Source organism: Pseudomonas sp. efr-133-TYG-23 (genome assembly GCF_030209215.1).
Classification (GTDB): Bacteria; Pseudomonadota; Gammaproteobacteria; order Pseudomonadales; family Pseudomonadaceae; genus Aquipseudomonas; species Aquipseudomonas rhodesiae.
This window is the reverse complement of the sequence record NZ_JARVSL010000041.1, coordinates 59,507-82,239: the sequence shown is the minus strand read 5'-3', so window position 1 is coordinate 82,239 and position 22,733 is coordinate 59,507. Positions and strand designations below refer to the sequence as shown.

The 22,733-nt window shown below is 61.7% G+C and carries 21 protein-coding genes; 12 read left to right on the top strand and 9 right to left on the bottom strand.

Going from position 1 to position 22,733, the window contains the following annotated elements; translation table 11 throughout:
- Positions 1-12: 12 nt before the first annotated feature.
- On the bottom strand, positions 13-777 hold the full coding sequence (locus QRN41_RS24405) for a TOBE domain-containing protein (protein WP_167417641.1): 765 nt from the start codon (positions 775-777) through the stop codon (positions 13-15).
- 58 nt (positions 778-835) lie between these two features.
- Entirely contained in the window at positions 836-1,573 is a 738-nt protein-coding gene (locus QRN41_RS24400) for a ComFC family protein (protein WP_167417640.1), read from the bottom strand.
- 91 nt (positions 1,574-1,664) lie between these two features.
- Here QRN41_RS24400 and bioB point away from each other — a divergent pair, with 91 nt between their 5' ends.
- The 10 genes from bioB (at position 1,665) to QRN41_RS24350 (ending at position 14,024) form a co-directional block, all read left to right on the top strand.
- Positions 1,665-2,720 (top strand): biotin synthase BioB, encoded by a 1,056-nt coding sequence (gene bioB, locus QRN41_RS24395; RefSeq protein ID WP_034101112.1) that lies wholly within the window; start codon positions 1,665-1,667, stop codon positions 2,718-2,720.
- 143 nt (positions 2,721-2,863) lie between these two features.
- Positions 2,864-4,030 (top strand): 8-amino-7-oxononanoate synthase, encoded by a 1,167-nt coding sequence (gene bioF / locus QRN41_RS24390; RefSeq protein ID WP_167417639.1) that lies wholly within the window; start codon positions 2,864-2,866, stop codon positions 4,028-4,030.
- On the top strand, positions 4,023-4,754 hold the full coding sequence (locus QRN41_RS24385; protein ID WP_167417638.1) for an alpha/beta fold hydrolase: 732 nt from the start codon (positions 4,023-4,025) through the stop codon (positions 4,752-4,754). The genes bioF and QRN41_RS24385 overlap by 8 nt, the downstream gene beginning before the upstream one ends.
- Positions 4,747-5,559, top strand: a complete 813-nt coding sequence (gene bioC, locus QRN41_RS24380) for a malonyl-ACP O-methyltransferase BioC (RefSeq protein ID WP_094064226.1) — start codon at positions 4,747-4,749, stop codon at positions 5,557-5,559. The genes QRN41_RS24385 and bioC overlap by 8 nt, the downstream gene beginning before the upstream one ends.
- Positions 5,556-6,236 carry a dethiobiotin synthase gene (gene bioD, locus QRN41_RS24375; protein WP_167417637.1) on the top strand — a complete coding sequence of 227 codons (681 nt, stop codon included), beginning with the start codon at positions 5,556-5,558 and terminating at the stop codon, positions 6,234-6,236. The genes bioC and bioD overlap by 4 nt, the downstream gene beginning before the upstream one ends.
- A 106-nt stretch (positions 6,237-6,342) precedes the next feature.
- Entirely contained in the window at positions 6,343-6,624 is a 282-nt protein-coding gene (locus tag QRN41_RS24370) for a hypothetical protein (RefSeq protein ID WP_034101107.1), read from the top strand.
- Between the two features lie 339 nt (positions 6,625-6,963).
- Complete coding sequence (locus QRN41_RS24365) at positions 6,964-8,769, top strand: phenylacyl-CoA dehydrogenase (RefSeq protein ID WP_034101105.1); 1,806 nt, start codon at positions 6,964-6,966, stop codon at positions 8,767-8,769.
- A 204-nt stretch (positions 8,770-8,973) separates the two neighbouring features.
- Positions 8,974-10,263 (top strand): GGDEF domain-containing protein, encoded by a 1,290-nt coding sequence (locus QRN41_RS24360; RefSeq protein ID WP_167417636.1) that lies wholly within the window; start codon positions 8,974-8,976, stop codon positions 10,261-10,263.
- A 90-nt stretch (positions 10,264-10,353) separates the two neighbouring features.
- Positions 10,354-12,126 carry an acyl-CoA dehydrogenase C-terminal domain-containing protein gene (locus tag QRN41_RS24355; RefSeq protein ID WP_123479331.1) on the top strand — a complete coding sequence of 591 codons (1,773 nt, stop codon included), beginning with the start codon at positions 10,354-10,356 and terminating at the stop codon, positions 12,124-12,126.
- Between the two features lie 119 nt (positions 12,127-12,245).
- Positions 12,246-14,024 carry an acyl-CoA dehydrogenase C-terminal domain-containing protein gene (locus QRN41_RS24350; protein ID WP_094064221.1) on the top strand — a complete coding sequence of 593 codons (1,779 nt, stop codon included), beginning with the start codon at positions 12,246-12,248 and terminating at the stop codon, positions 14,022-14,024.
- Between the two features lie 226 nt (positions 14,025-14,250).
- Here the strand turns inward: QRN41_RS24350 and QRN41_RS24345 are convergent, their stop codons facing one another.
- Positions 14,251-15,150 carry a LysR family transcriptional regulator gene (locus tag QRN41_RS24345; RefSeq protein WP_167417634.1) on the bottom strand — a complete coding sequence of 300 codons (900 nt, stop codon included), beginning with the start codon at positions 15,148-15,150 and terminating at the stop codon, positions 14,251-14,253.
- 197 nt (positions 15,151-15,347) lie between these two features.
- On the opposite strand from QRN41_RS24345, the gene QRN41_RS24340 reads away from it, so the two are divergent.
- Both QRN41_RS24340 and QRN41_RS24335 read left to right on the top strand, forming a co-directional pair.
- Positions 15,348-16,613, top strand: coding sequence for an aspartate aminotransferase family protein (locus QRN41_RS24340; protein ID WP_167417633.1), 1,266 nt, complete (start codon positions 15,348-15,350; stop codon positions 16,611-16,613).
- A 180-nt stretch (positions 16,614-16,793) separates the two neighbouring features.
- Entirely contained in the window at positions 16,794-16,952 is a 159-nt protein-coding gene (locus QRN41_RS24335; RefSeq protein ID WP_003228885.1) for a YqaE/Pmp3 family membrane protein, read from the top strand.
- Positions 16,953-16,956: 4 nt separating this feature from the next.
- On the opposite strand, the gene pqqE is transcribed toward QRN41_RS24335, so the two are convergent.
- The 6 genes from pqqE to pqqF all read right to left on the bottom strand — a co-directional run bounded on the left by pqqE (position 16,957) and on the right by pqqF (position 22,702).
- The gene (gene pqqE / locus QRN41_RS24330; protein ID WP_034115288.1) at positions 16,957-18,087 is read right to left on the bottom strand and encodes a pyrroloquinoline quinone biosynthesis protein PqqE; all 1,131 of its coding nucleotides are present in this window, start codon (positions 18,085-18,087) and stop codon (positions 16,957-16,959) included.
- The gene (gene pqqD, locus QRN41_RS24325) at positions 18,080-18,355 is read right to left on the bottom strand and encodes a pyrroloquinoline quinone biosynthesis peptide chaperone PqqD (protein WP_034101097.1); all 276 of its coding nucleotides are present in this window, start codon (positions 18,353-18,355) and stop codon (positions 18,080-18,082) included. Before pqqD ends, pqqE begins: the two co-directional genes overlap by 8 nt.
- Entirely contained in the window at positions 18,352-19,104 is a 753-nt protein-coding gene (gene pqqC / locus QRN41_RS24320; RefSeq protein WP_034139565.1) for a pyrroloquinoline-quinone synthase PqqC, read from the bottom strand. The genes pqqD and pqqC overlap by 4 nt, the downstream gene beginning before the upstream one ends.
- A gap of 11 nt (positions 19,105-19,115) precedes the next feature.
- A complete protein-coding gene (gene pqqB, locus QRN41_RS24315) occupies positions 19,116-20,027 on the bottom strand; it encodes a pyrroloquinoline quinone biosynthesis protein PqqB (protein ID WP_167417632.1) in 912 nt (303 codons plus the stop codon).
- Positions 20,028-20,098: 71 nt separating this feature from the next.
- Positions 20,099-20,173, bottom strand: a complete 75-nt coding sequence (gene pqqA / locus QRN41_RS24310; protein WP_003194766.1) for a pyrroloquinoline quinone precursor peptide PqqA — start codon at positions 20,171-20,173, stop codon at positions 20,099-20,101.
- A gap of 159 nt (positions 20,174-20,332) precedes the next feature.
- On the bottom strand, positions 20,333-22,702 hold the full coding sequence (gene pqqF / locus QRN41_RS24305) for a pyrroloquinoline quinone biosynthesis protein PqqF (protein ID WP_285422222.1): 2,370 nt from the start codon (positions 22,700-22,702) through the stop codon (positions 20,333-20,335).
- Positions 22,703-22,733: the final 31 nt, after the last annotated feature.

The window sequence follows — 22,733 nt, the reverse complement described above, 5'->3', positions numbered from 1 at the left end:
GAAAGCTGCCGCTTACACCGGCGTCCCCAGCAACACCTGGCTCGGTGCGAATTGCACCTGGATCGGTTGGCCGACCGTGGCGCCCAATGCGGCAAGTGCGGTGGTCTGCGCTAAAGCGCAGAGCACCAGGCCATTGGGCAGGCTGATGCGCACTTCGCTGGGGCCGTCGTCGGCGTCGAGAACATTGTCGATCAAGCCGCTCAGGCAATTGTTTCCAGGTGTTGCGGGTTGATCGGCCGCAAGCAGTTCCAGCCAGCCGGCCTTGATCAAGGCGACGGTTTCCACGCCCGGTTCCAGTTCCAGCCGTTGCGTGCTGTCGTGGGTGATTTGCGCTTTCACTGTCACACCGCCGGCCAGACGCAGGTGGATCAGGTCATTGCGGCCCTGGGCCTCAATGGCTTCCACCCGGCCATGCAACTGGTTGCGCGCGCTGGTGCGCAGCATCAGGCGGCCGAGCAGGTTGAAGTCACTGGCGGCTTCGTCCGAGGCCAGCACTTGGGCCTGTAGCGCTTGCAGGCGCTGATATAGGCGCAACACTCTTTCGCCCTCCACGGTCAGCTTGGCGCCGCCACCGCCTTTGCCGCCGACATTGCGTTCAACCAAGGGCTTTTGCGCGAGGTTATTCAGTTCATCGATGGCGTCCCACGCGGCCTTGTAGCTCAGACCGGCGCTTTTGGCGGCGCGTGTGATCGAGCCTTGTTCGGCAATATGGGCCAGCAACGCGATGCGTTGGGGGCGGCGGATGATGTGCTGGCTGAGGGGCGTCGGCAAAGGCATGGCAATACGCTTGAGTGGGATCGACCGAACGTTGCGGGCAAGACCGAGCGCCGTCAAGTCAGCCGCCGGGCTTTGGCGTGCGGGCCAGGCAATACACATCGACCTGGCGGGCGCCGGCACTGATCAACAGGCGGCTCAGGCTATGGGCCGTCGCGCCGGTGGTGAGCACGTCGTCCACCAGGGCAAAATGGCGGCCCTGCACCTGCGCATTGGCGCAAAGGGCAAATGCGCCGCGCAGATTGCGCTGGCGGGTTTTGGCGTCGAGGGCCTGTTGCGCAAGGGTTTCATGGGGGCGTAGCAACAGCTGTTCATCGTGGGCGATGCCCAGGTCTTGGCTGAGCCAGCGCGCAAGCATCAATGCCTGGTTGTAGCCCCGTTCGCGCAAGCGCTTGCGGGCCAGGGGCACTGGCAGCAGGTAGTCGGGGCGCGTCAGGTCAGTGTTGTCGAAGCGGTGCTGCACATGCTGCGCGAGCAGTCGTGCGAGCATGTGCCCCAACGGCCAGCGTGCCTGGTGCTTGAAGCGGCTGATCAGGCTGTCGACCGGAAAGCTGTAGGACCAGGGCGCGATCACCTGTTTAAACGCAGGCGGCTTTTTCTGGCATTGACCGCAGGTCAGCCCTTCCATCGGCAAGGGCAGGGCGCAGACATCGCACTGGTCCAGCAGCCACGGCAATTCGGTTTCGCAGACGTTGCACACACAAAGCGCTGATTCGGTGGTTTCATCGCAGATTAAACAGCTATGTTCGTTTTTTAACCAGTTGTAAACCTGGTGTTTGTATCCAAGTTGACAGCGCATGAATCTTCCTTAAATATGCCGAGCATCCGTGTCGTGCCTGTGGGTATTGCATGCCCGCAGCGTTTGCCAAAGCATAATCAAGGAACCGCCCATGAGCGCCAGCACCACCGCCCACCTGCGTCACGACTGGTCGTTAGCCGAAGTCAAAGCGCTGTTCGTACAGCCCTTCAATGACCTGTTGTTCCAGGCGCAGACCGTGCACCGCGCGCATTTCGACGCTAACCGCGTGCAGGTGTCGACCCTGCTGTCGATCAAAACCGGCGCCTGCCCGGAAGATTGCAAATATTGTCCGCAGTCGGGCCACTACAACACCGGCCTGGAAAAAGAAAAGCTGATGGAAGTGCAGAAGGTCCTCGAAGAGGCCGCGCGCGCCAAGGCCATCGGCTCGACCCGGTTCTGCATGGGCGCCGCGTGGAAGCACCCATCGGCCAAAGACATGCCCTACGTGCTGCAGATGGTCAAAGGCGTCAAGGCCATGGGCCTGGAGACCTGCATGACCCTCGGTCGGCTCGATCAGGACCAGACCGCCGCGTTGGCCGAGGCGGGCCTCGACTATTACAACCACAACCTCGACACCTCGCCGGAGTTCTACGGCTCGATCATCACCACCCGCACCTACAGCGAGCGTCTGCAGACCCTGGCCTACGTGCGCGAGTCGGGGATGAAGATCTGTTCCGGCGGCATTCTCGGCATGGGCGAGTCCCTCGACGACCGCGCCAACCTGCTGATCCAACTGGCCAACCTGCCAGAGCATCCCGAGTCGGTGCCGATCAACATGCTGGTGAAGGTGGCCGGTACGCCGCTGGAAAATGCCGATGACATCGACCCGTTCGACTTTATTCGCATGCTGGCGGTGGCGCGCATCCTGATGCCTACATCCCATGTGCGCTTGTCGGCCGGCCGCGAAGCCATGAACGAGCAGATGCAGGCCCTGGCGTTTTTCGCCGGCGCCAACTCGATCTTCTACGGCGACAAACTGCTGACCACCGCCAACCCGCAGGCTGACAAGGACATGCAACTGTTCGCGCGCCTGGGCATCCAGCCGGAGGCTCGCGAAGAGCACGCCGATGAGGTGCATCAGGCGGCGATCGAACAGGCATTGGTGGAGCAGAAAAGCAGCGAGCAGTTCTACAACGCCGTCGTTTAATTGAAGTGCGATCCAAATGTGGAAGGGGGCTTGCCCCCGATAGCGGTGGGTCAGTCATTACATGCACTGGCTGGCACACCCTCATCGGGAGCAAGCGCCCTCTCACATTTTGACCGAGTTAAACCTGCCAAACCGAGGCCAGCATGTCTTTCGAACTCGCCGCGCGCCTCGCTGCCCGCCGTGCCCAACACCTTTATCGCCAACGGCCGTTGCTTGCCAGCCCTCAAGGCCCGCAGGTGGTGGTAGACGGCCAACCCTTGCTTGCGTTCTGTAACAACGATTACCTGGGCCTGGCCAATCACCCGCAGGTGATCGAAGCCTGGCGCGCTGGTGCGGCACGCTGGGGCGTAGGCGGTGGCGCTTCGCACTTGGTGGTCGGCCATGCCACGCCGCACCATGAACTGGAAGAGGCCCTGGCCGACCTGACCGGTCGCCCACGGGCGCTGCTGTTTACCACCGGCTACATGGCCAACCTCGGCGCGGTTACGGCGCTGGTGGGGCAGGGCGATACCGTGCTTGAAGACCGCCTCAACCATGCGTCGTTGCTGGATGCGGGGCTGTTGTCCGGGGCGCGGTTCAATCGTTACCTGCATAACGACGCCTCCAGCCTGGCCACGCGCCTGGAAAAAGCCACCGGCAACACCCTGGTGGTGACCGACGGCGTGTTCAGCATGGACGGCGATCTCGCGGACCTGCCCGCACTGGCCCGCGCCGCCAGAGCCAAAGGCGCCTGGCTGATGGTGGATGACGCCCACGGCTTCGGCCCGCTGGGCGCCAACGGCGGCGGGATTGTCGAGCATTTCGGCCTGAGCCAGGACGATGTGCCGGTACTGGTCGGCACCCTGGGCAAAGCGTTCGGCACCGCCGGTGCGTTTGTGGCGGGCAGTGATGACCTGATCGAGAGCCTGATCCAGTTCGCCCGGCCGTACATCTACACCACCAGCCAACCGCCCGCGCTGGCCTGCGCCACGTTGAAAAGCCTGGAGCTGCTGCGCACCGAACACTGGCGCCGCGAGCACCTTGACTCACTGATCCGTCAATTCCGCGCGGGGGCCGAGCAGCTAGGTTTGGACTTGATGCCCAGCTTTACGCCGATCCAGCCGATCCTGATCGGCGACAGCGCCAGGGCGATGCGCTTGTCCCGGATGCTGCGCGAGCGCGGCCTGATGGTCACCGCGATCCGCCCGCCCACCGTGCCCGCCGGCAGTGCGCGTTTGCGTGTGACGCTGACCGCCGCCCACACCGCGGCGCAGGTGCAGCAATTGTTAGAGGCGTTGCAAGCCTGTTTGCGGGAGCCCGACCGTGCGTGATCGATTGATCTTGCTGCCGGGCTGGGGCCTCGGCGTTTCACCGCTGGAGCCGTTGGCCGCTGCCTTGCGTGGCTTGGATGAGCACTTGCAGGTGCATATCGAACCGCTGCCTGCGCTGGACTCCAGCGACCTGAATGAGTGGCTCGACGAGCTCGACGCCACGCTGCCGGACAACGCCTGGCTGGGCGGTTGGTCCCTCGGTGGAATGCTCGCCGCCGAGCTGGCCGCGCGGCGCGGCACGCGTTGCTGCGGGCTCCTGACGCTGGCGAGCAACCCTTGTTTTGTCGCCCATGACCACTGGCCCAGCGCGATGCCCGCTGAAACGTTCGATGCCTTCCTCGCCGGTTGCCACGCCGACTCCCAGGTCACCCTCAAACGCTTCGGCTTGTTGTGTGCCAAGGGCGCCGACGACCCGCGCGGTCTGGCGCGCTTGTTGGTCAGTGGTGCGCCGATTACGCCTTCCACCGTATTGATGACCGGCCTTGAGCTGCTCGCGCAATTGGACACCCGCGATGCGTTGCTGGCTTATCGCGGGCCGCAATTGCACCTGTTTGGCGGCCTGGACGAGTTGGTGCCCGCCGAAGCCGCCAGCGAACTGCTGGCCCTGCTGCCCGATGTTGAAATCGGCCTGATTGAACAGGCCGGCCACGCTTTTCTTCTGGAAGACCCCCACGGTGTTGCGGCGGCCATCCAGGCTTTTTTGCATGAGTGCGTAGATGACTGATTTATCCCTTCCCCCGCTGCCCGGCACTTTGCCGGACAAACGCCAGGTGGCGGCGTCTTTCTCGCGCGCGGCGGCCAGTTACGACAGCGTTGCCGAGTTGCAACGGGCGGTGGGCGGCGAATTACTGGCGCGTTTGCCGGCCGGTATCGCGCCAGCGCGTTGGCTGGATATGGGCTGCGGCACCGGTTATTTCAGTCGAGCGTTGGGTGAGCGGTTGCCCGACAGCCACGGCGTGGCGTTGGATATCGCAGAAGGTATGCTCAATCACGCGCGGCCATTGGGCGGCGCGGCGCACTTCATCGCCGGAGATGCCGAACGGCTGCCGCTGAAGAATGAAAGCTGCGACCTGATCTTCTCCAGCCTGGCGGTGCAATGGTGTGCCCATTTCGATGCGGTGCTCAGCGAGGCCCACCGCGTGTTGCAGCCGGGCGGGGTGCTGGCGTTCGCGAGTCTGTGCGTGGGGACCTTGGAGGAACTGCGCGAAAGCTGGCGCGCCGCCGATGGTCTGGTGCACGTCAATCGATTCCGTACCTTCGACACGTATCGGCAACTGTGCGACGCCAGCGGTTTGCGTGTGCGGTGTCTGGAACGCCAGCCCCACGTGCTGCACTACCCGGACGTGCGCAGCCTGACCCACGAACTCAAGGCGCTCGGTGCGCACAATCTGAACCCCGGTCGGCCAGGCGGCTTGACGGGCCGCGCGCGCGTTGCTGCACTGATCCAGGCGTATGAGCAGTTCCGTCAGGCCCAGGGCCTGCCGGCGACTTACCAAGTGGTGTATGCCGTACTGGAGAAACCTCTATGAGCGCCGCTTATTTCATTACCGGCACCGATACCGATGTCGGCAAGACCACCATCGCCGCCGGCCTGCTACACGCGGCCCGGCAGGCCGGCAAGAGCACGGCGGCGGGCAAGCCGGTGGCGTCCGGGTGTAGCGTGACAAGCAAGGGCTTGCGCAATGCCGATGCGTTGGCGCTATTGGCCGAGTGCTCGGTGCCGCTGAGTTACGCCGAGGTCAACCCACTGGCGTTCGAACCGGCCATCGCTCCGCATTTGGCCGCGCGGGAGGCGGGCGTTGCGCTGACGGTGCAATCGCTGCTCAAACCCATGCAACAGGTTTTGGCGCGGCAGGCCGATTTCACCTTGATCGAAGGAGCGGGCGGCTGGCGCGTGCCATTGACCGACCAGGCCAACCTGTCGGATCTGGCCATTGCGCTCAAGCTGCCGGTGATCCTGGTGGTCGGCGTACGCCTGGGCTGTATCAGCCATGCCTTGCTAACCGCCGAAGCCATTGCGCGGGACGGTTTGCCGCTGGCGGGATGGGTGGCCAATATCATCGACCCCAAGACCTCCCGTCTGGAAGAAAACCTTGCCACCCTCGCCGAACGCTTGCCCGCGCCATGCCTGGGGCGCGTGCCCAAGCTCAAGCAGGCCACGGCTGAGGCAGTAGCCGACTACCTGCAATTGGACCTGCTTGACTGATTTTGGCTATCAGCAAGGCATTGTGCCATTAGTGTTATTGACGGGTGTTTTGCCACGATCTCTGGTTCAATCGGGGCTCACGATTCTCTAAAGGCAGGTTAACGCCATGGAAATCTCAGGAAGCAGTGCGTTTTATTCGGGCCTGAGCACCATTCAGACGGGGCAGAACCGCGTCGACCAGGCCGCCGGTAAAATCGCCAGCGCCGCAACGACTCAGCCGTCGGATGCACAGGTTGACCGGCTGCGCGCCAACGACCGGGCCCAGCCGTCCAACTCGGCGAGCAATATGGTCGAAATGGCCGAGGGTAAGTTTCAGGTGGAGCTGGGTGTCAAAGTTGCCAAGGCTTCGGATGAAATGCTCGGTACGTTGATCGACACCTACGCTTAGCCCGCACTTTTGCTGTTGAGCGGGCCTGCGTAGCAGCCCGACATCTGAATACCTAATCTCTCCCGATCTAGTGAGGCGGTCACACTCGTGACTGCCCTCAGTCCCACGCGCATGAGTTCGCTTACCGCGCGTCTTTCTTAATGATTTCCTACACTCACCCCCTGTGGCGTCGTGCCGCAAGCATTGCCGTGCGTGGCATTGATGCCCGTCATGACAAACGGCATCCGAGCGGTGCTTGACATCCCCAGGTCGTAAACGTATGTTTCAAACACCTGTTTGACCGCCACAGTTCATCCACGCGGTTGTTCATTCCAGATACATCAGCAGAGGTTTATCGCTATGCCTGACTACAAGGCCCCCTTGCGTGATATTCGCTTCGTTCGTGACGAACTGCTTGGCTATGAAGCGCACTATCAGAGCCTGCCGGCTTGCCAGGACGCTACCCCGGACATGGTCGACGCCATCCTTGAAGAAGGCGCCAAGTTTTGTGAGCAAGTGCTGGCACCGCTGAACCGCGTGGGCGACCTGGAAGGGTGCACCTGGAGTGAGTCGGGCGTTAAAACCCCAACCGGTTTCAAAGAAGCCTACAAACAGTTCGTCGAAGGCGGCTGGCCAAGCCTGGCCCACGACGTGGAGCACGGCGGCCAAGGCTTGCCGGAATCCCTGGGCCTGGCAGTCAGCGAGATGGTCGGCGAAGCCAACTGGTCGTGGGGCATGTACCCAGGCCTGTCGCATGGCGCCATGAACACCATTTCCGAGCACGGCACGCCCGAGCAACAAGAGGCGTACCTGACCAAGCTGGTGTCGGGCGAATGGACCGGCACCATGTGCCTGACCGAGCCGCACTGCGGCACCGACCTGGGCATGCTGCGCACCAAGGCCGAGCCACAGGCCGACGGCTCCTACAAAGTCTCTGGCACCAAGATCTTCATCTCGGCTGGTGAACACGACATGGCCGATAACATCGTGCACATCGTGCTGGCCCGCCTGCCGGACGCGCCGGCCGGCACCAAAGGCATCTCGCTGTTTATCGTGCCCAAGTTCCTGCCGAATGCCGATGGCACCATCGGCCAGCGCAACGCGGTGAGCTGTGGTTCCCTGGAACACAAGATGGGCATCCACGGTAACGCCACTTGCGTGATGAACTTCGACGCGGCCACCGGTTTCCTGATCGGCCCGGCGAACAAAGGTCTGAACTGCATGTTCACCTTTATGAACACCGCTCGCCTGGGCACCGCGCTGCAAGGCCTGGCCCACGCCGAGATCGGCTTCCAGGGCGGCCTGAAATACGCTCGCGATCGCCTGCAAATGCGTTCCCTGACGGGCCCGAAAGCGCCGGACAAGGCCGCTGATCCGATCATCGTGCACCCTGACGTTCGTCGCATGCTGCTGACCATGAAAGCCTTCGCCGAAGGCAACCGTGCGATGGTGTACTTCACCGCCAAGCAAGTGGACATCGTCAAGTACGGCACCGACGACGAAGCCAAGAAACAGGCCGATGGCCTGCTGGCCTTTATGACCCCGATCGCCAAGGCGTTCATGACCGAAGTCGGTTTTGAATCCGCCAACCACGGTGTGCAGATCTACGGCGGCCACGGCTTCATCGCCGAGTGGGGCATGGAGCAGAACGTTCGCGACAGCCGCATTTCGATGCTGTACGAAGGCACCACCGGCATCCAGGCCCTGGACCTGCTGGGTCGTAAAGTGCTGATGACTCAAGGCGAAGCGCTCAAGGGCTTTACCAAGATCGTGCACAAGTTCTGCCAGGCCAACGAAGGCAACGAAGCGGTCAGCGAGTTTGTCGCACCGCTGGCGGCTTTGAACAAAGAGTGGGGCGAACTGACCATGAAGGTCGGCATGGCGGCGATGAAAGACCGTGAAGAAGTCGGGGCCGCGTCGGTGGACTACCTGATGTACTCCGGCTACGCCTGCCTGGCTTACTTCTGGGCCGATATGGCACGGGTTGCCGCTGAAAAGCTGGCCGCCGGGACTACCGACGAGGCGTTCTACACCGCCAAGTTGCAGACCGCGCGCTTCTACTTCCAGCGCATCCTGCCGCGTACTCGTACTCATGTGGCTACCATGCTGTCGGGCGCCAGCAACCTGATGGATATGAAAGAAGAAAACTTCGGCCTGGCTTACTAAGCCTTACCGGGTTTCTTGGAAACCGCCGCAGCCCACAGGCTGCGGCGGTTTTTTTTCGACGGTTAAAAAACGCAGCTCAGCGCTCAGGGATTGCGCCTGGCTGCCGTTACAGTGATGGCAATGTGACGCATCCCGCGCAAGGTGTGCTTAACTGTTTGCGCTACGGCAAAGTGCCATTACTTTTTGCGGGTCGGAGCTTTACCCTTGTCACGCGTGTCCGCTGTACGTTTCAGCCATTTCCTTCCTTCGTTGCTGCTTTTACTGGCCGGGCTCTCGGCTGCGTACGTCAAGGACCTCAACGTGTTCTTCACGTCGTTGTTCAACGTGTTGCCGACCCTGGTGCTGTTGCTCGGCGGCTCGTATTGCGCGGTGTACCGCCGTCAGCGCGAACTGTTTCTGATGATCACGGTGTACGTCGCTTACTTCCTGCTCGATACCCAGACCGATTACTACCGCGATAACGGCCGCGTGCGTGAAGACGCGGCGGTGGTGTTTCATCTGTGCTGCCTGTTGTTGCCGTTGCTGTTCAGCATTTATGCGCTGTGGCAGGAAAAAACCCATCTGTTCCGCGACTTTGTCGCACGCTGCGCCGTGCTGCTGGCCGTCGGCAGTGTCGCGCTGGCCTTGGAGCAAAGTTATCCCCAGGCGCTGCTGAACTGGCTGGCGGAAATTCGCTGGCCGGCGCTGCATGGCAACTGGATGAGCTTGATTCAACTGTCATACCCGATGTTTCTGATTGGTTTCGTCACCCTTGCCGCGCAGTACTGGTACCAGCCGCGTCCGCTGCATGCGGCGCAATTGGTGGGTGTGATGGGGTTGTTCTGGATGCTGCCGCAAACGTTCATCCTGCCGTTCACCCTGAACATCATGTGCAGCCAGGTCATGTTGATGATCGCCGCCGGCGTGGCCCATGAGGCGTATCAAATGGCGTTCCGTGACGAGTTGACCGGCCTACCCGGGCGGCGGGCCCTCAACGAGCGCATGCAGCGCCTAGGGCGCAACTATGTGCTGGCGATGACCGACGTCGATCACTTCAAGCGCTTCAACGACACCCACGGCCATGATGTGGGCGATCAGGTGTTGCGCCTGGTGGCGAGCAAGCTGTCCAAGGTCAACGGCGGCGGGCGCGCGTACCGTTACGGCGGGGAAGAGTTTGCCGTGGTATTCGCCGGCAAGACCCTGGATGAGTGCATGCCGCACCTGGAGGAAATCCGCGAGATCGTCGCCAACTACGATATCAAGCTGCGCAACTCGGACCGCCCGCAGGATGACCAACAGGGCCGTCAACGTCGGGCGGGTAGCGGGGCGTCGAGTGTCTCGGTGACGGTCAGCATCGGTGTGGCCGAGCGTCAGATGGAGCAGCGCACGCCGGAAGAAGTGCTCAAATCCGCCGACCAGGCGCTGTACGCGGCCAAGGGCGCGGGACGTAACTGTGTGATCGCGGCCGGCCAGAACCGCCGTGGCGCGGTACGCACCCAGAGCGCTGCCGGTTGAGTGATGGCGGTGTATTCAGCGGCCCTACAGTGATTGAACGGCGTGCCGGCCGGCGGTAGGTTGGAGCGATCTGCCGCCGGAGACATCGCCATGCCTGAGTACAAAGCTCCCCTGCGCGACATGCGCTTTCTGATCGACAACGTGTTTGATTTCCACGGTCACTACGCGGCATTGGGCGCGACGGACGCCAGTCCGGACATGGTCAGTGCAATCCTCGAAGAAGGTGCGAAATTCTGCGAGAACGTGCTCTCGCCGCTCAACCGTAGCGGTGATGAAGAGGGCTGCCATTTCGACAATGGCGTTGTGACCACACCCAAGGGCTTCAAAGAAGCGTTCGCCCAGTATGTGGAAGGTGGCTGGCACGGTGTCGCGGCCGACCCGGCCTACGGCGGTCAAGGCTTGCCGCAATCACTGGGCCTGGTGCTCAGCGAGATGATCGGCTCCAGCAATACGTCGTGGGGCATGTACCCCGGCCTGACTCACGGCGCCATGTCGGCGATCCACGCCCATGGCACCGCCGAACAGAAAGACACCTACCTGAGCAAACTCACCGCCGGCGAATGGACCGGCACCATGTGCCTGACCGAAGCCCACTGCGGCACCGACCTGGGCCTGATCAAGACCCGCGCCGTGCCCCAGGCGGACGGCAGCTACGCCGTCACCGGCAGCAAGATTTTCATCTCGGCCGGCGAGCACGATCTGAGCGCCAATATCATCCACCTGGTGCTGGCCAAACTGCCGGACGCACCGGCAGGTACCAAAGGTATTTCGTTGTTTATCGTGCCCAAGTTCCACGCTGATTCCGGCGAGCGCAATGCGGTGCACTGCGGCTCCATCGAACACAAAATGGGCATCAAGGCCTCGGCTACGTGCGTGCTGAACTTCGACGGCGCCAAAGGCTTTCTGATCGGCGAGGCCAACAAAGGCCTCAACTGCATGTTCACCATGATGAACCACGCGCGCCTGGGCACCGGCATGCAGGGGCTGTGCAATGGCGAGGCGAGTTTCCAGGGCGCGATCAAGTACGCCAATGACCGCCTGCAAATGCGTTCTCTGACCGGCCCCAAGGCCCCGGACAAGCCTGCCGACCCGATCATCGTGCACGCCGACGTGCGGCGCATGCTGTTGACCATGAAGGCCTTCAACGAAGGCAATCGGGCGCTGGCCTATTTCACCGCTCAACTGCTGGACACCGCCCACCTGGGCGACGACGCCGCCCAGCGCCAGGAGGCCGAAGACCTGTTGGCCTTCCTCACGCCGATCTGCAAAGCCTTCATGACCGATACCGGGCTGGAGGTGACCAACCTCGGCATGCAGATCTTCGGCGGTCACGGCTATATCCGCGAATGGGGCATGGAGCAATTGGCGCGGGATGCGCGGATCGCACCGATCTACGAAGGCACCAACGGCATCCAGGCCCTCGACCTGCTGGGCCGTAAGGTGCTGGGCAGCCAAGGTAAGTTGTTGCGTGGGTTTACCAAGATCGTGCATAAGTTCTGCGCTGCGAATGCCGAGCACCCGCAGCTCAAGGGGTATGTGGCGCAGCTCAATCAGTTGAACCAGGAATGGGGCGAGTTAACCACCAAGGTGGGCATGGCCGCGATGAAGAACCCGGACGAAGTGGGCGCGGCGGCTGTGGATTACTTGATGTACAGCGGGTACATCATCCTCGCCTACTTGTGGCTACGCATGGCCATTGCCGCGCAGTCCCACAGCGACGGCGAGTTCGCCAAGGCCAAGTTGGCCACCTGCGAGTTCTACTTCAAACGCCTGTTGCCGCGCACCATCACCCATCGTGCGGCGGTGGAGGCGGGGAGTGACTGCCTGATGAGTCTGCCTGCGGAAGCTTTTTTGCTTGGGTGACTTAAAAATACCTGTCAGTCACAAGTAGACCCTATGTGTCTCAAAAGTTGTTCGGTTACACTCGGGGCCTGTAAAACCGATCCTACCGAATCACCTTTTACGTTCTAACGAGGTTTGCCATGGCTGATTACAAAGCGCCGCTGCGGGATATGCGCTTCGTCCTCAACGAAGTGTTCGACGTCGCCAACACCTGGGCTCAGTTGCCGGCGTTGGCAGACAGCGTAGATGCCGAAACCGTTGAGGCGATCCTCGAAGAAGCCGGCAAAGTTACCGCCAAATCCATTGCCCCGCTTAGCCGCGGCGGTGATGAGCAAGGTTGCCGCTGGGCGGACACGGTGGTATCGACGCCGGATGGTTTCCCACAGGCCTATAAAACCTACGCCGAAGGCGGTTGGGTGGGCGTGGGTGGCGACCCCGCGTTTGGCGGCATGGGCATGCCCAAGGCGGTGTCGGCTCAGGTTGAAGAGATGATCAACTCGTCGAGCCTGGCGTTCGGTCTGTACCCGATGCTGACCTCCGGCGCCTGCGTGTCGATCGCGACCCACGCCAACGAAGACTTGAAAGCCACCTACCTGCCGAAGATGTATTCCGGCGAGTGGGCCGGTTCCATGTGCCTCACCGAAGCCCATGCCGGTACCGACCTGGGGATTATCCGCACCAAGGCCGAGCCGCAGGCGGACGGTTCCTACAAGGTCAGCGGGACCAAAATCTTTATCACCGGCGGCGAGCACGACCTGACCGAAAACATCATCCACCTGGTGTTGGCCAAGTTGCCCGATGCGCCGGCCGGTCCCAAGGGCATCTCGCTGTTCCTGGTGCCTAAGTTCATGGTCAATGCCGATGGCAGCCTGGGCGCGCGTAACCCAGTGAGCTGCGGCTCCATCGAACACAAGATGGGCATCCAGGCGTCCGCTACCTGCGTGATGAACTTCGACGAAGCCGTGGGTTATTTGGTGGGCGAGCCGAACCGTGGTCTGGCGGCGATGTTCACCATGATGAACTACGAGCGTCTGGGGGTAGGTATTCAGGGGTTGGCGTCCGGTGAGCGTTCCTACCAGAACGCCATCGAGTACGCGCGTGACCGCTTGCAAAGCCGTGCGCCGACCGGCGCCCAGGCCAAAGACAAAGTGGCCGACCCGATCATCGTGCATCCCGACGTGCGCCGCATGCTACTGACCATGAAAGCGTCGAACGAAGGTGGCCGTGCGTTCTCCACCTACGTAGCCACCCAATTGGATATCGCCAAGTTCAGCGACGATGCCGCCGCCCGCGAGCGCGCCGACAACCTGGTGGCCTTGCTCACGCCGGTGGCCAAGGCGTTCCTCAGCGACTTGGGCCTGGAAACCACCGTGCTGGGTCAGCAAGTGTTTGGCGGCCACGGCTACATTCGCGAATGGGGCCAGGAACAATTGGTGCGCGATGTGCGCATCACCCAAATCTACGAAGGCACCAATGGCATCCAGGCCCTGGACTTGATGGGGCGCAAGATCGTTGGCAGCGGCGGCGCGTTCTATCGTTTGTTCGCCGACGAGGTTCGCCAGTTCACCGCGACCGCCGGGGCTGAGCTGGGCGAGTTCATCCGTCCGTTGAATACGGCGGTGGATAACCTGGATGAGCTGACGGCCTGGGTGCTCGATCGCGCCAAAACCAACCCGAACGAAATCGGCGCGGCGTCGGTGGAGTATTTGCATGCGTTTGGTTACATGGCCTATGCCTATATGTGGGCACGCATGGCCAAGGCCGCATGGGGCAAGGAAACCGAGGACGACTTCTACGCCAGCAAATTGGGCACAGCACGCTTCTACTTTGCGCGCCTGCTGCCGCGTATCCACTCGTTGTGTGCGTCGGTAAAAGCCGGTAGCGAATCGCTATTTTTGCTGGATGAAGCCCAGTTCTAAAGGCTTGGAGGGCGTGTAAGCAATCTCTTACATGACGTGCTGCTAATCGTCCTCTATCGCCACATTGGATCCATCGATAATCTACTTCACATGGACGTCGCGCAGGAAGCGCAAAGCAACAACACGGACACGTAGGATTCTGCCAGGACGGCGGAGTGAAATGGATGTCAGGGAAACAGTCTGCAAAACCCCGCTTCGGCGGGGTTTTCTTTTGCCCGCGAAAAAGTCAGGCGGGCGTCTGCGGGGCGTTCATCACGTCTTCAAGCAAGGTGCGCAACAAAGCCATCGTTGCCTGTTGGCGCTGCACATCGCGACACACCAGCCCGACTTTCAAGGGCACCCTTGGTTCGCTCAAGGGTTTCCACAGCAGTGACTGACTGTTGTGTTCGTCCTGGGAGCGTCCCGGCAGCACGGTGGCCAACCGGGTGTGCGGCAAGCTGTCGAGAATCCCCACCATGGTATTGAGTTCGGCCTGTACCTGCGGGCGCCGCCCGAGGTTGGCAAGTTGGCCTTGCCAGATTTGTCGGATCTGAAACTCTTCCCCCAGCAGCAACATCGGCAACTCAGCCGCCTGTTTCAGCGACACTTTCTTGAATTCCCGCAAAGGATGATCCTCAGGGATCACCATCTTCAGCTCATCTTCGTACAGCAACACGCCTTGCAACCCCGGCTGACGCGGCGGCAGGTAGCTGATGCCTATGTCCAGCGAGCCGTTGAGCAGTCGCCGTTCAATCTCCAGCCCGGTCAATTCGTAGATTTGCACCACCAGATGCGGTTGGGCCTTGCGCACCCGTTCGAGCATCTGTGGCACCAGGCTGGTATGCACGGTTTGCAGCACGCCGATGGCCAACGTGCGCAATGCCTGGCCTTTGAAGTTGCGCAACGCTTCGACGGCGTGTTGCATGCCATCGATCAGCGGCAGTGCATGGTTATACAGCGTGTGCGCCGCCAGCGTCGGCAGCAGGCGTTTGCTGCTGCGTTCGAACAGGCTTACGTCCAAGTGCTGTTCCAGATGGCGGATCTGCTGCGACAGCGCCGGCTGAGAGATCGAGAGACGTTCTGCGGCTCGGCCCACATGGCCTTCTTCATACACCGCGACGAAATAACGCAGTTGCTTAAAATCCATAAGGTTTGCTTATCGAAAAAGCTGGAAAAACGAAATGGCCGAAGGCCGCCGGGGCGCCTAGTCTAGCGCCTATTCGCAGGGCTTACAGGGCCGGATCGTGCAATGAGCAGCGTTCTTTTTAATAGCGTTTACATAGGCAACTCAAAAAACATCCAAGTCGTGAGTGGGCAATATCCGCTTGCTGTCGGGGGTGAAGTGTGAATCTGTTTACCTTGCGCCGGCCCGCGCCAAGCCTGGATGACTTGGTACTGGATTCGGCGCCTGATGAATCGTCCAGTGATGCGCTGATGCCCACCGTTGCCAAGCCCCCGCAAGTGTTCGTACGCGGCCAGGGCTCTTGGTTGTGGGACAGCGACGACCGCGCCTATCTGGATTTCAGTCAGGGCAATGCCGCCAACAGCCTCGGCCACAGCCCACAGGTGTTGATCAACGCCCTGGCCGACCAGACCCAAGCATTGATCAACCCCGGCATGGCCCTGCACAACCGTGCGCAACTCAATTTGGTCGAACGCTTGTGCCATCGCACTGGCAGCGACCAGGCGTACCTGCTTAATAGCGGCGCGGAGGCGTGTGAAGCCGCCGTCAAGCTGGCGCGTAAGTGGGGCCAACTGCACCGCGGCGGGGCCTATCGCATTATCAGTGCGAGCAACGCTCGACATGGCCGCAGCTTTGCGGCACTCGCCGCTTCGGCTGGTGCCCAGGAAAACCGCTTTGAGCCGCAATTGCCAGGCTTCAGTCATGTGCCATTTAACGATTTGCCGGCGTTGCACGCGGCCGTGGACGCTCAGACGGTGGCGATCATGCTTGAGCCGATCCAGGGCGCCGGCGTGGTGCCCGCCAGCGAGCACTACCTCAAGGGCGTCGAACGGCTGTGCCGGGAATTAGGGATTTTGCTGATCCTCGACGAGGTGCAAACCGGCATCGGCCGTTGCGGAACATTACTGGCCGAGCAGCGTTATGGCGTGCGCGCCGACATCATCACCCTGGGCAAGGGCTTGGGCGGCGGTGTGCCGTTGGCGGCGCTGCTGGCGCGTGGCAACGCGTGCTGCTTCGACGTCGGCGAGCTGGAAGGCACCCATCATGGCAATGCGCTGATGGCGGCGGCCGGTGTCGCCGTTCTCAACAGCGTGCTGGAACACGGTTTTCTTGAGCAGGTGTGTGAGACCGGCCTCTATCTGAGCGAAGGCCTGGCTCGCCTGGCTTACCGCTATAACCATGGCGCCCTGCGCGGACAAGGCCTGCTATGGGGGCTGACGTTGTCGGAAGACTCCGCGGATGCAGTGGTCAACGCGGCATTGCATGAAGGACTGATCCTCACCGCGCCACAGCCCGACTGCCTGCGCTTCACCCCCGCGCTGACCGTGAGCAAAAGCAACATCGACGAAATGCTCCTGCGTCTGGCCCGCGCCTTCTCCCGCGTGCGCACCGCGCAATTGCAGTGCCGCAAAGGCATTGCCGTTTAACCCCAATTCCTGAACCGTCTCGCGGTATCCGCAACGCCCCCAGCCTGATTCTTTTGGCTGGGGGTGTTTTTTTGCCTGATCGTTAACGCATGGCTTCGTGCCAGATCCACTGAACCCTCACGAACACCCAAGGTCGATTAGCTACACGGCTCGCACGAGCCGATTGATTGGAGCTGACCCATGGATTTCATTCGTATCATCATCGCCATTCTGTTGCCGCCATTGGGTGTGTTCCTGCAGGTAGGTTTCGGCGGCGCGTTCTGGCTGAATATTCTGCTGACCCTGTGCGGTTACATCCCAGGCATCGTCCATGCGGTGTATATCATCGCCAAGCGTTGAGGCTTCAGCCTTTCGCGATGAGCCGTGAGTTGCGCTCGTTGCGAAAGGCCAGTTGCTCGATGGTCTGGGTGGCGTGTTCGGCTTCTTCCCGTGCATTGAGGATGATGCCGTGATGCTCGGACTTGCTGCACACCGGGTCGGCATTGCTGGCATCGCCCGTGAGCATGAACGCCTGGCAGCGGCAGCCACCGAAGTCTTTTTCCTTCTCATCGCATGAACGACACGGCTCGGGCATCCAGTCGTAGCCGCGAAAGCGATTGAAACCGAAAGAGTCGTACCAGATGTGCTGCATGCTGTGGTCGCGCACATTGGGAAATTGCACCGGCATTTGTCGGGCGCCGTGACAAGGCAGTGCAGTGCCGTCCGGCGTCACCGTCAGAAAGATACTGCCCCAGCCGTTCATGCAGGCTTTCGGGCGCTCCTCATAGTAGTCCGGCGTTACGAAGATCAATTTGCACGGATGGCCTTCGGCTTCGAGCTTGGCGCGGTATTCATTGGTAATGCGCTCGGCGCGTACCAGTTGCTCCCGAGTCGGCAAAAGCCCCACACGATTGAGCTGCGCCCAGCCGTAGAACTGGCAGGTGGCGAGTTCGACGAAATCCGCTTCCAAGGCGATGCACAGCTCGATAATGCGGTCGATCTTGTCGATATTGTGCCGATGGGTGACGAAGTTCAGCACCATCGGATAGCCATGTGCCTTTACCGCGCGGGCCATTTCCAGCTTTTGCGCAAAGGCTTTTTTCGAGCCGGCCAGCAGGTTGTTCACCTGTTCGTCGCTGGCCTGGAAGCTGATCTGGATATGATCCAGGCCGGCTTTCTTGAAGTCGCTGATCTTCTGCTCGGTCAGGCCGATGCCGGAGGTGATGAGGTTGGTATAGAACCCTAGCCTGCGCGCTTCGCCGATCAGCTCCGCAAGGTCTTGGCGCACCAGCGGTTCGCCCCCGGAAAAACCCAGTTGCGCGGCGCCCATCTCGCGGGCTTCGCGAAACACCTTGAACCATTGCTCAGTGCTCAGCTCCTTGCCCTGCTCGGCGAAGTCCAGCGGGTTGGAGCAGTACGGACATTGGAGCGGGCAACGATAGGTCAGCTCAGCCAACAGCCAAAGCGGCAGACCAATCGGCGGTTTCTCAGGCAAGGGTAATCCAGTGCTCTGCACGGGCGACCTCCATGAATTGCTCGATGTCGTCACCCAGCTCTGGCACGCCGGGGAACTGTTTATCCAGCTCGGCGATGATCGCCGCGACGTCGCGCTCACCGTCGATCAACCCCCCGATCAACGCCGCGCTGTCGTTGAGCTTGATCATGCCCTCGGGATAGAGCAGCACATGGCCCTTTTGCGCCGGCTCGTATTGGAATCGATAACCCGGACGCCAGGTGGGTGTCTTGCTGCGATCAAAGCTCATAGGGTGATCCCTTTATGCCACACCCGCTGGTCGGTCACGCTGTGATACGGCGGGCGGTTCAGTTCATAGGCCATGCTCATGGCGTCCAGCATGCTCCACAGAATGTCCAGTTTGAACTGGAGAATTTCCAGCATGCGCTCCTGGCCTTCACGGGTGGTGTAGTGCTGCAGGGTAATCGCCAGACCGTGTTCCACATCGCGGCGAGCCTGGCCCAGACGGGTACGGAAGTATTCGTAGCCGGCCGGGTCGATCCATGGGTAATGCTGTGGCCAGCTGTCGAGGCGCGACTGGTGGATCTGCGGCGCGAACAGTTCGGTCAGCGAGCTGCTGGCCGCTTCCTGCCAGCTGGCGCGGCGGGCGAAGTTGACGTAAGCGTCCACCGCAAAGCGCACGCCGGGCAGTACCAGTTCCTGGGAACGCAGTTGGTCGGGGTCCAGACCCACGGCCTGGCCCAGGCGCAGCCAGGCTTCGATGCCGCCGTCTTCACCGGGCGCTCCATCGTGGTCGAGCAGGCGCTGGATCCACTCGCGACGGATTTCACGGTCCGGACAGTTGGCCAGGATTGCGGCGTCCTTCAGCGGAATGTTCACCTGGTAGTAGAAGCGGTTGGCAACCCAGCCCTGGATCTGCTCGCGGGTGGCGCGGCCTTCGTACATCGCCACATGGTAGGGGTGATGAATATGATAGAAGGCGCCCTTGGCCCGCAGGGCCTGTTCGAATGCTTCGCGCGTCAGCGGTGTATCAGTCATTTCGCTTGCTCCTACAATTCAATGCTCATGCCGTCGTAAGCCACTTCCACATTGCGCCGTACCAGCTCAGCCCGCTCGGGGGAATCTTCGTCGAGGATTGGGTTGGTGTTGTTGATGTGGATAAGCACCTTGCGCTGCTGTTGCAACTGCTCAAGCACTTCCAGCATGCCGCCGGGGCCGTTCTGTGCCAGGTGGCCCATCTCGCGGCCGGTACGGGTGCCGACGCCACGGCGCTGCATTTCATCGTCGTCCCACATCGTGCCGTCCACCAGCAGGCAATCGCTGCTGGCCATGATGTCCAGCAATGGCGCATCGACTTTGCCCAGGCCCGGGGCATAGAAGAGTTTGCCGCCGGTGCGCAGGTCTTCGACGATCAGACCGATATTGTCGCCCGGGTGTGGGTCGAAGCGGTGCGGCGAGTAGGGCGGCGCCGCGCTGCGCAAGGGCAGCGGAGTGAAACGCAGGTTGGGGCAAGCAGGGATGGTGAAGCTGGCATCCAATTCGATACGGTTCCAGGCCAGGCCACCGTTCCAATGGGTCAGCATGGTGAACAACGGGAAGCCGCTGCTCAGGTCCTCGTGGACCATGTCGGTGCACCACACTTGGTGCGGGCAGCCCTCGCGCAGGCTCAGCAGGCCGGTGGTGTGGTCGATCTGGCTGTCCATCAGGATGATCGCGCTGATGCCGGTGTCACGCAGGGCGCGGCCCGGTTGCATGGGCGCGAAGCCTTGCAGTTGCGCACGAATATCCGGCGAGGCATTGCACAGCACCCAATTGACGCCGTCATCGGAAATCGCGATGGACGACTGGGTGCGCGCGTGGGCCCTCAGGCTACCGTCACGAAAGCCTGCGCAGTTCACGCAATTGCAGTTCCACTGCGGGAAACCGCCGCCGGCGGCGGAACCTAGGATCTGGACAAACATGGTCGCTCCATCAAACAAAGCTCAAAACAAAAACGCCCCGGGCGAACCGAGGCGTTGTAATACCCAGCGGATTAACGGCTGGCGAAGTACATGGTGACTTCGAAACCGATGCGCAGATCAGTGTAAGCAGGTTTGGACCAGGTCATATTCTTACTCCTACGAAGTGATGGGACGTTTACTACCAAGTAATACATATAGTCCACCTCCTGTCGGAGATGTTCAGATGCGTGCGTGGGAATGTTACTTAATTCTTTTCAAGTTAGCGCTGTCTTGATGGAAAAAGGCTGTTGCAGGGTTGGCAATGATCAATTTTTGAGCGGCCAGGCGTTCGTCGTGTGTGGGCCGTTGGCTACGCAGTGCCAGCCACCGACGGCGTGGTTCAACTGCTGGGCGGCGTGCTGCAGGTCTGGGGGCGTACAGTCGCGGATGTGTTGTTGAAGCAGCGCCAGGTAATCCGACGGATGGCCCGCCAGGTGCGCGTGCCAGATCAGTTGCGCCGCCTGTGCGGTGGGAAGGGTATCGACAGCGAACTGCTGCGCCAGGGCCGCGTTGCCCAAGTCGGTGTCGCCTTCGATCAGCCCAGGCAGCTGCGCCAGGAAACTGTGCAGGTGCTGCACAATTTCATCCAGCGACAGATGGGGCGATTGCACGCCAAACAACAGGCCGGTCTGCCCGCTGATCTGTCGGATACCACTGAACACGGCGTAGCCGATCTGCTGTTCCACCCGCAGGCGTTGGTAAAACGGCTCCTGGACCCGATGAGCGAGCAGGCGCCACGCGGCTTCATCCGCCAGGGAGGGGCTGGGTGTCGGACAGAACAGCAGCAGGGCCGCTTCGCTGGCGCCAGTGTTGACCTCATGCCATACGCGTTGGCCTTTGAGGTCACGGGTATGGCGTTCAATGCTCGTCGGTTGCCCCGGCAGTCGCGCGGCCGCTGTCTTTATCAGCGCCTCGCACGCCGGCGGCAAACCTACTCCCAGCCCATGCCAACGCGCGGTGCTCCAGGACACGGTGTTATTTGCATCTGCGGCCGTGGTCTCTGCGCAGCAGGCGGGCAGCGCTTTAAGCAGCGTACGAATGGCGAGCAGCGGCGGCGTGGTGTCGGGTGTTTCCTGTGCTTGCGTCAGATTTTGCGCTAACGCTTCAAGTACCGTCGGCATGAGCGCGTGAAGCCCGACCAGACTGACCCGCCAATCATGACCGATCGTTTCAACGGTCAACTCAAGCCCCGCTTGGCGAGCGTTTTCGCTCAAAGCATGCAGCGCACCTTCCAGCCCGGATGGCGCGTGCGAGTCAAATCGCCAGTTCAAATACAGCGCACCTTCCTGGCTGTCTATGGGTAGGGCCTGGCTGAAGGTCAGCGCGGCTGCGTCCCTACGGCCCCGCGAGCGGTCCTGGGCAAAGGTGCGCAAGCCGCGATGGGCGCTGGTCTGGCCACGAATCAAGCCGGCGCGTTGGTCTTTGACCGGCGGGCGCAGGAAAGGGTTGTGGGGGGGCAGTTGCCATAAGTGTCGAGCGGATGGCAGGTGCAGTGAATCCAGCAGCGTGTGCAGCGCGGTGATGTCCTGATCCGACAGGGCTTCGCGGTCGTTGCGGGCCAGGGCCAATGCGCCCTGGACCTGCCGCTGGCGCGCGGTCAATCGGGTGAACTCTTCGCGCAGTGACGTCCAATCACTGTGTGCGAAAAAGCCCAGCCAGTCGTGCAGCAACGCTTCAACCTGAGCCGCCGGCTCGCCTGGCTGGCTGAGCGTAACGTCGATGTCCAACAGCGCCTGCCCGGCGAAGTGGTAGAGCACGCTGGCGTGCAACGCGGTGGCCAGGCCTTGGGCTTGCAGTTCAGCCAATAGTCCGCCGGGCGCTGGGTTGTTGAGCCAGGTGCACAGGAACTCCAGGGCTTCGCGTGGTGCGTTGCAGGCGATGACGTGGTGCAGATGCTTTCCGGCGACATGGCGATAAGCCTGGGGCTGGCTTTGCATCAGGGCTGGTGGTGCCACCTGTGGGTGTCCGGAACCGGGAATGATGATTTCGCCGAAACGGTGCGCCAGGGCTTGGAGTTGATCCAGCGGTTGGGGCCCGGCCAGGCTCAGTGTCATCTGCCCGCTCTGATAGAACTGCGCGTGAAATGTTCTCAAGCCTTGCTGAAAGGCCTCGGTTTCCACCGGCAGGCTATCCCGGTTGCCGGCATGGAAGTCGCGCAGCGGATGGCCGTTCGCCACACCTTCGAGCAAGGCCACTTGCTGCTGGGCCTTGGCGTCTAGGGACCAGGCGACGAACTCCGCTTGCAGCACTTCGCGCTCCCGTAGCTGATCGTCCAGTGCCAGGCGTGGGCGCGCCAGCATATCCGCCAACCGCTCCAGCCCTTGTGCAACGTTCGACACCGGCAGTTCGAAGAAAAATTCGGTGGTGCGTTCACGGGTGCTGGCGTTGACCTGTCCGCCATGCTGCTGCACGTAGGTCATCAGCCCTTCGCCCGTCGGAAAGCGCTCGGTCCCCAGGAACAACAGGTGTTCCAGAAAGTGCGCCAACCCCGGCCACGCCAAGGGCGCGTCATGGCTACCGGCGGCCACCCGCACCACAGCGGCGCAGCGCTTTAAATGGGGTGCAGCGTGCAGGGTGACACGCAGGCCGTTGGCCAGAGTCAGGGTGGCAGGGTGAGGGTAGGCCGGGGCGGGCATGGGCACTTCCAAAGCGTGGGAAGCGCTCATG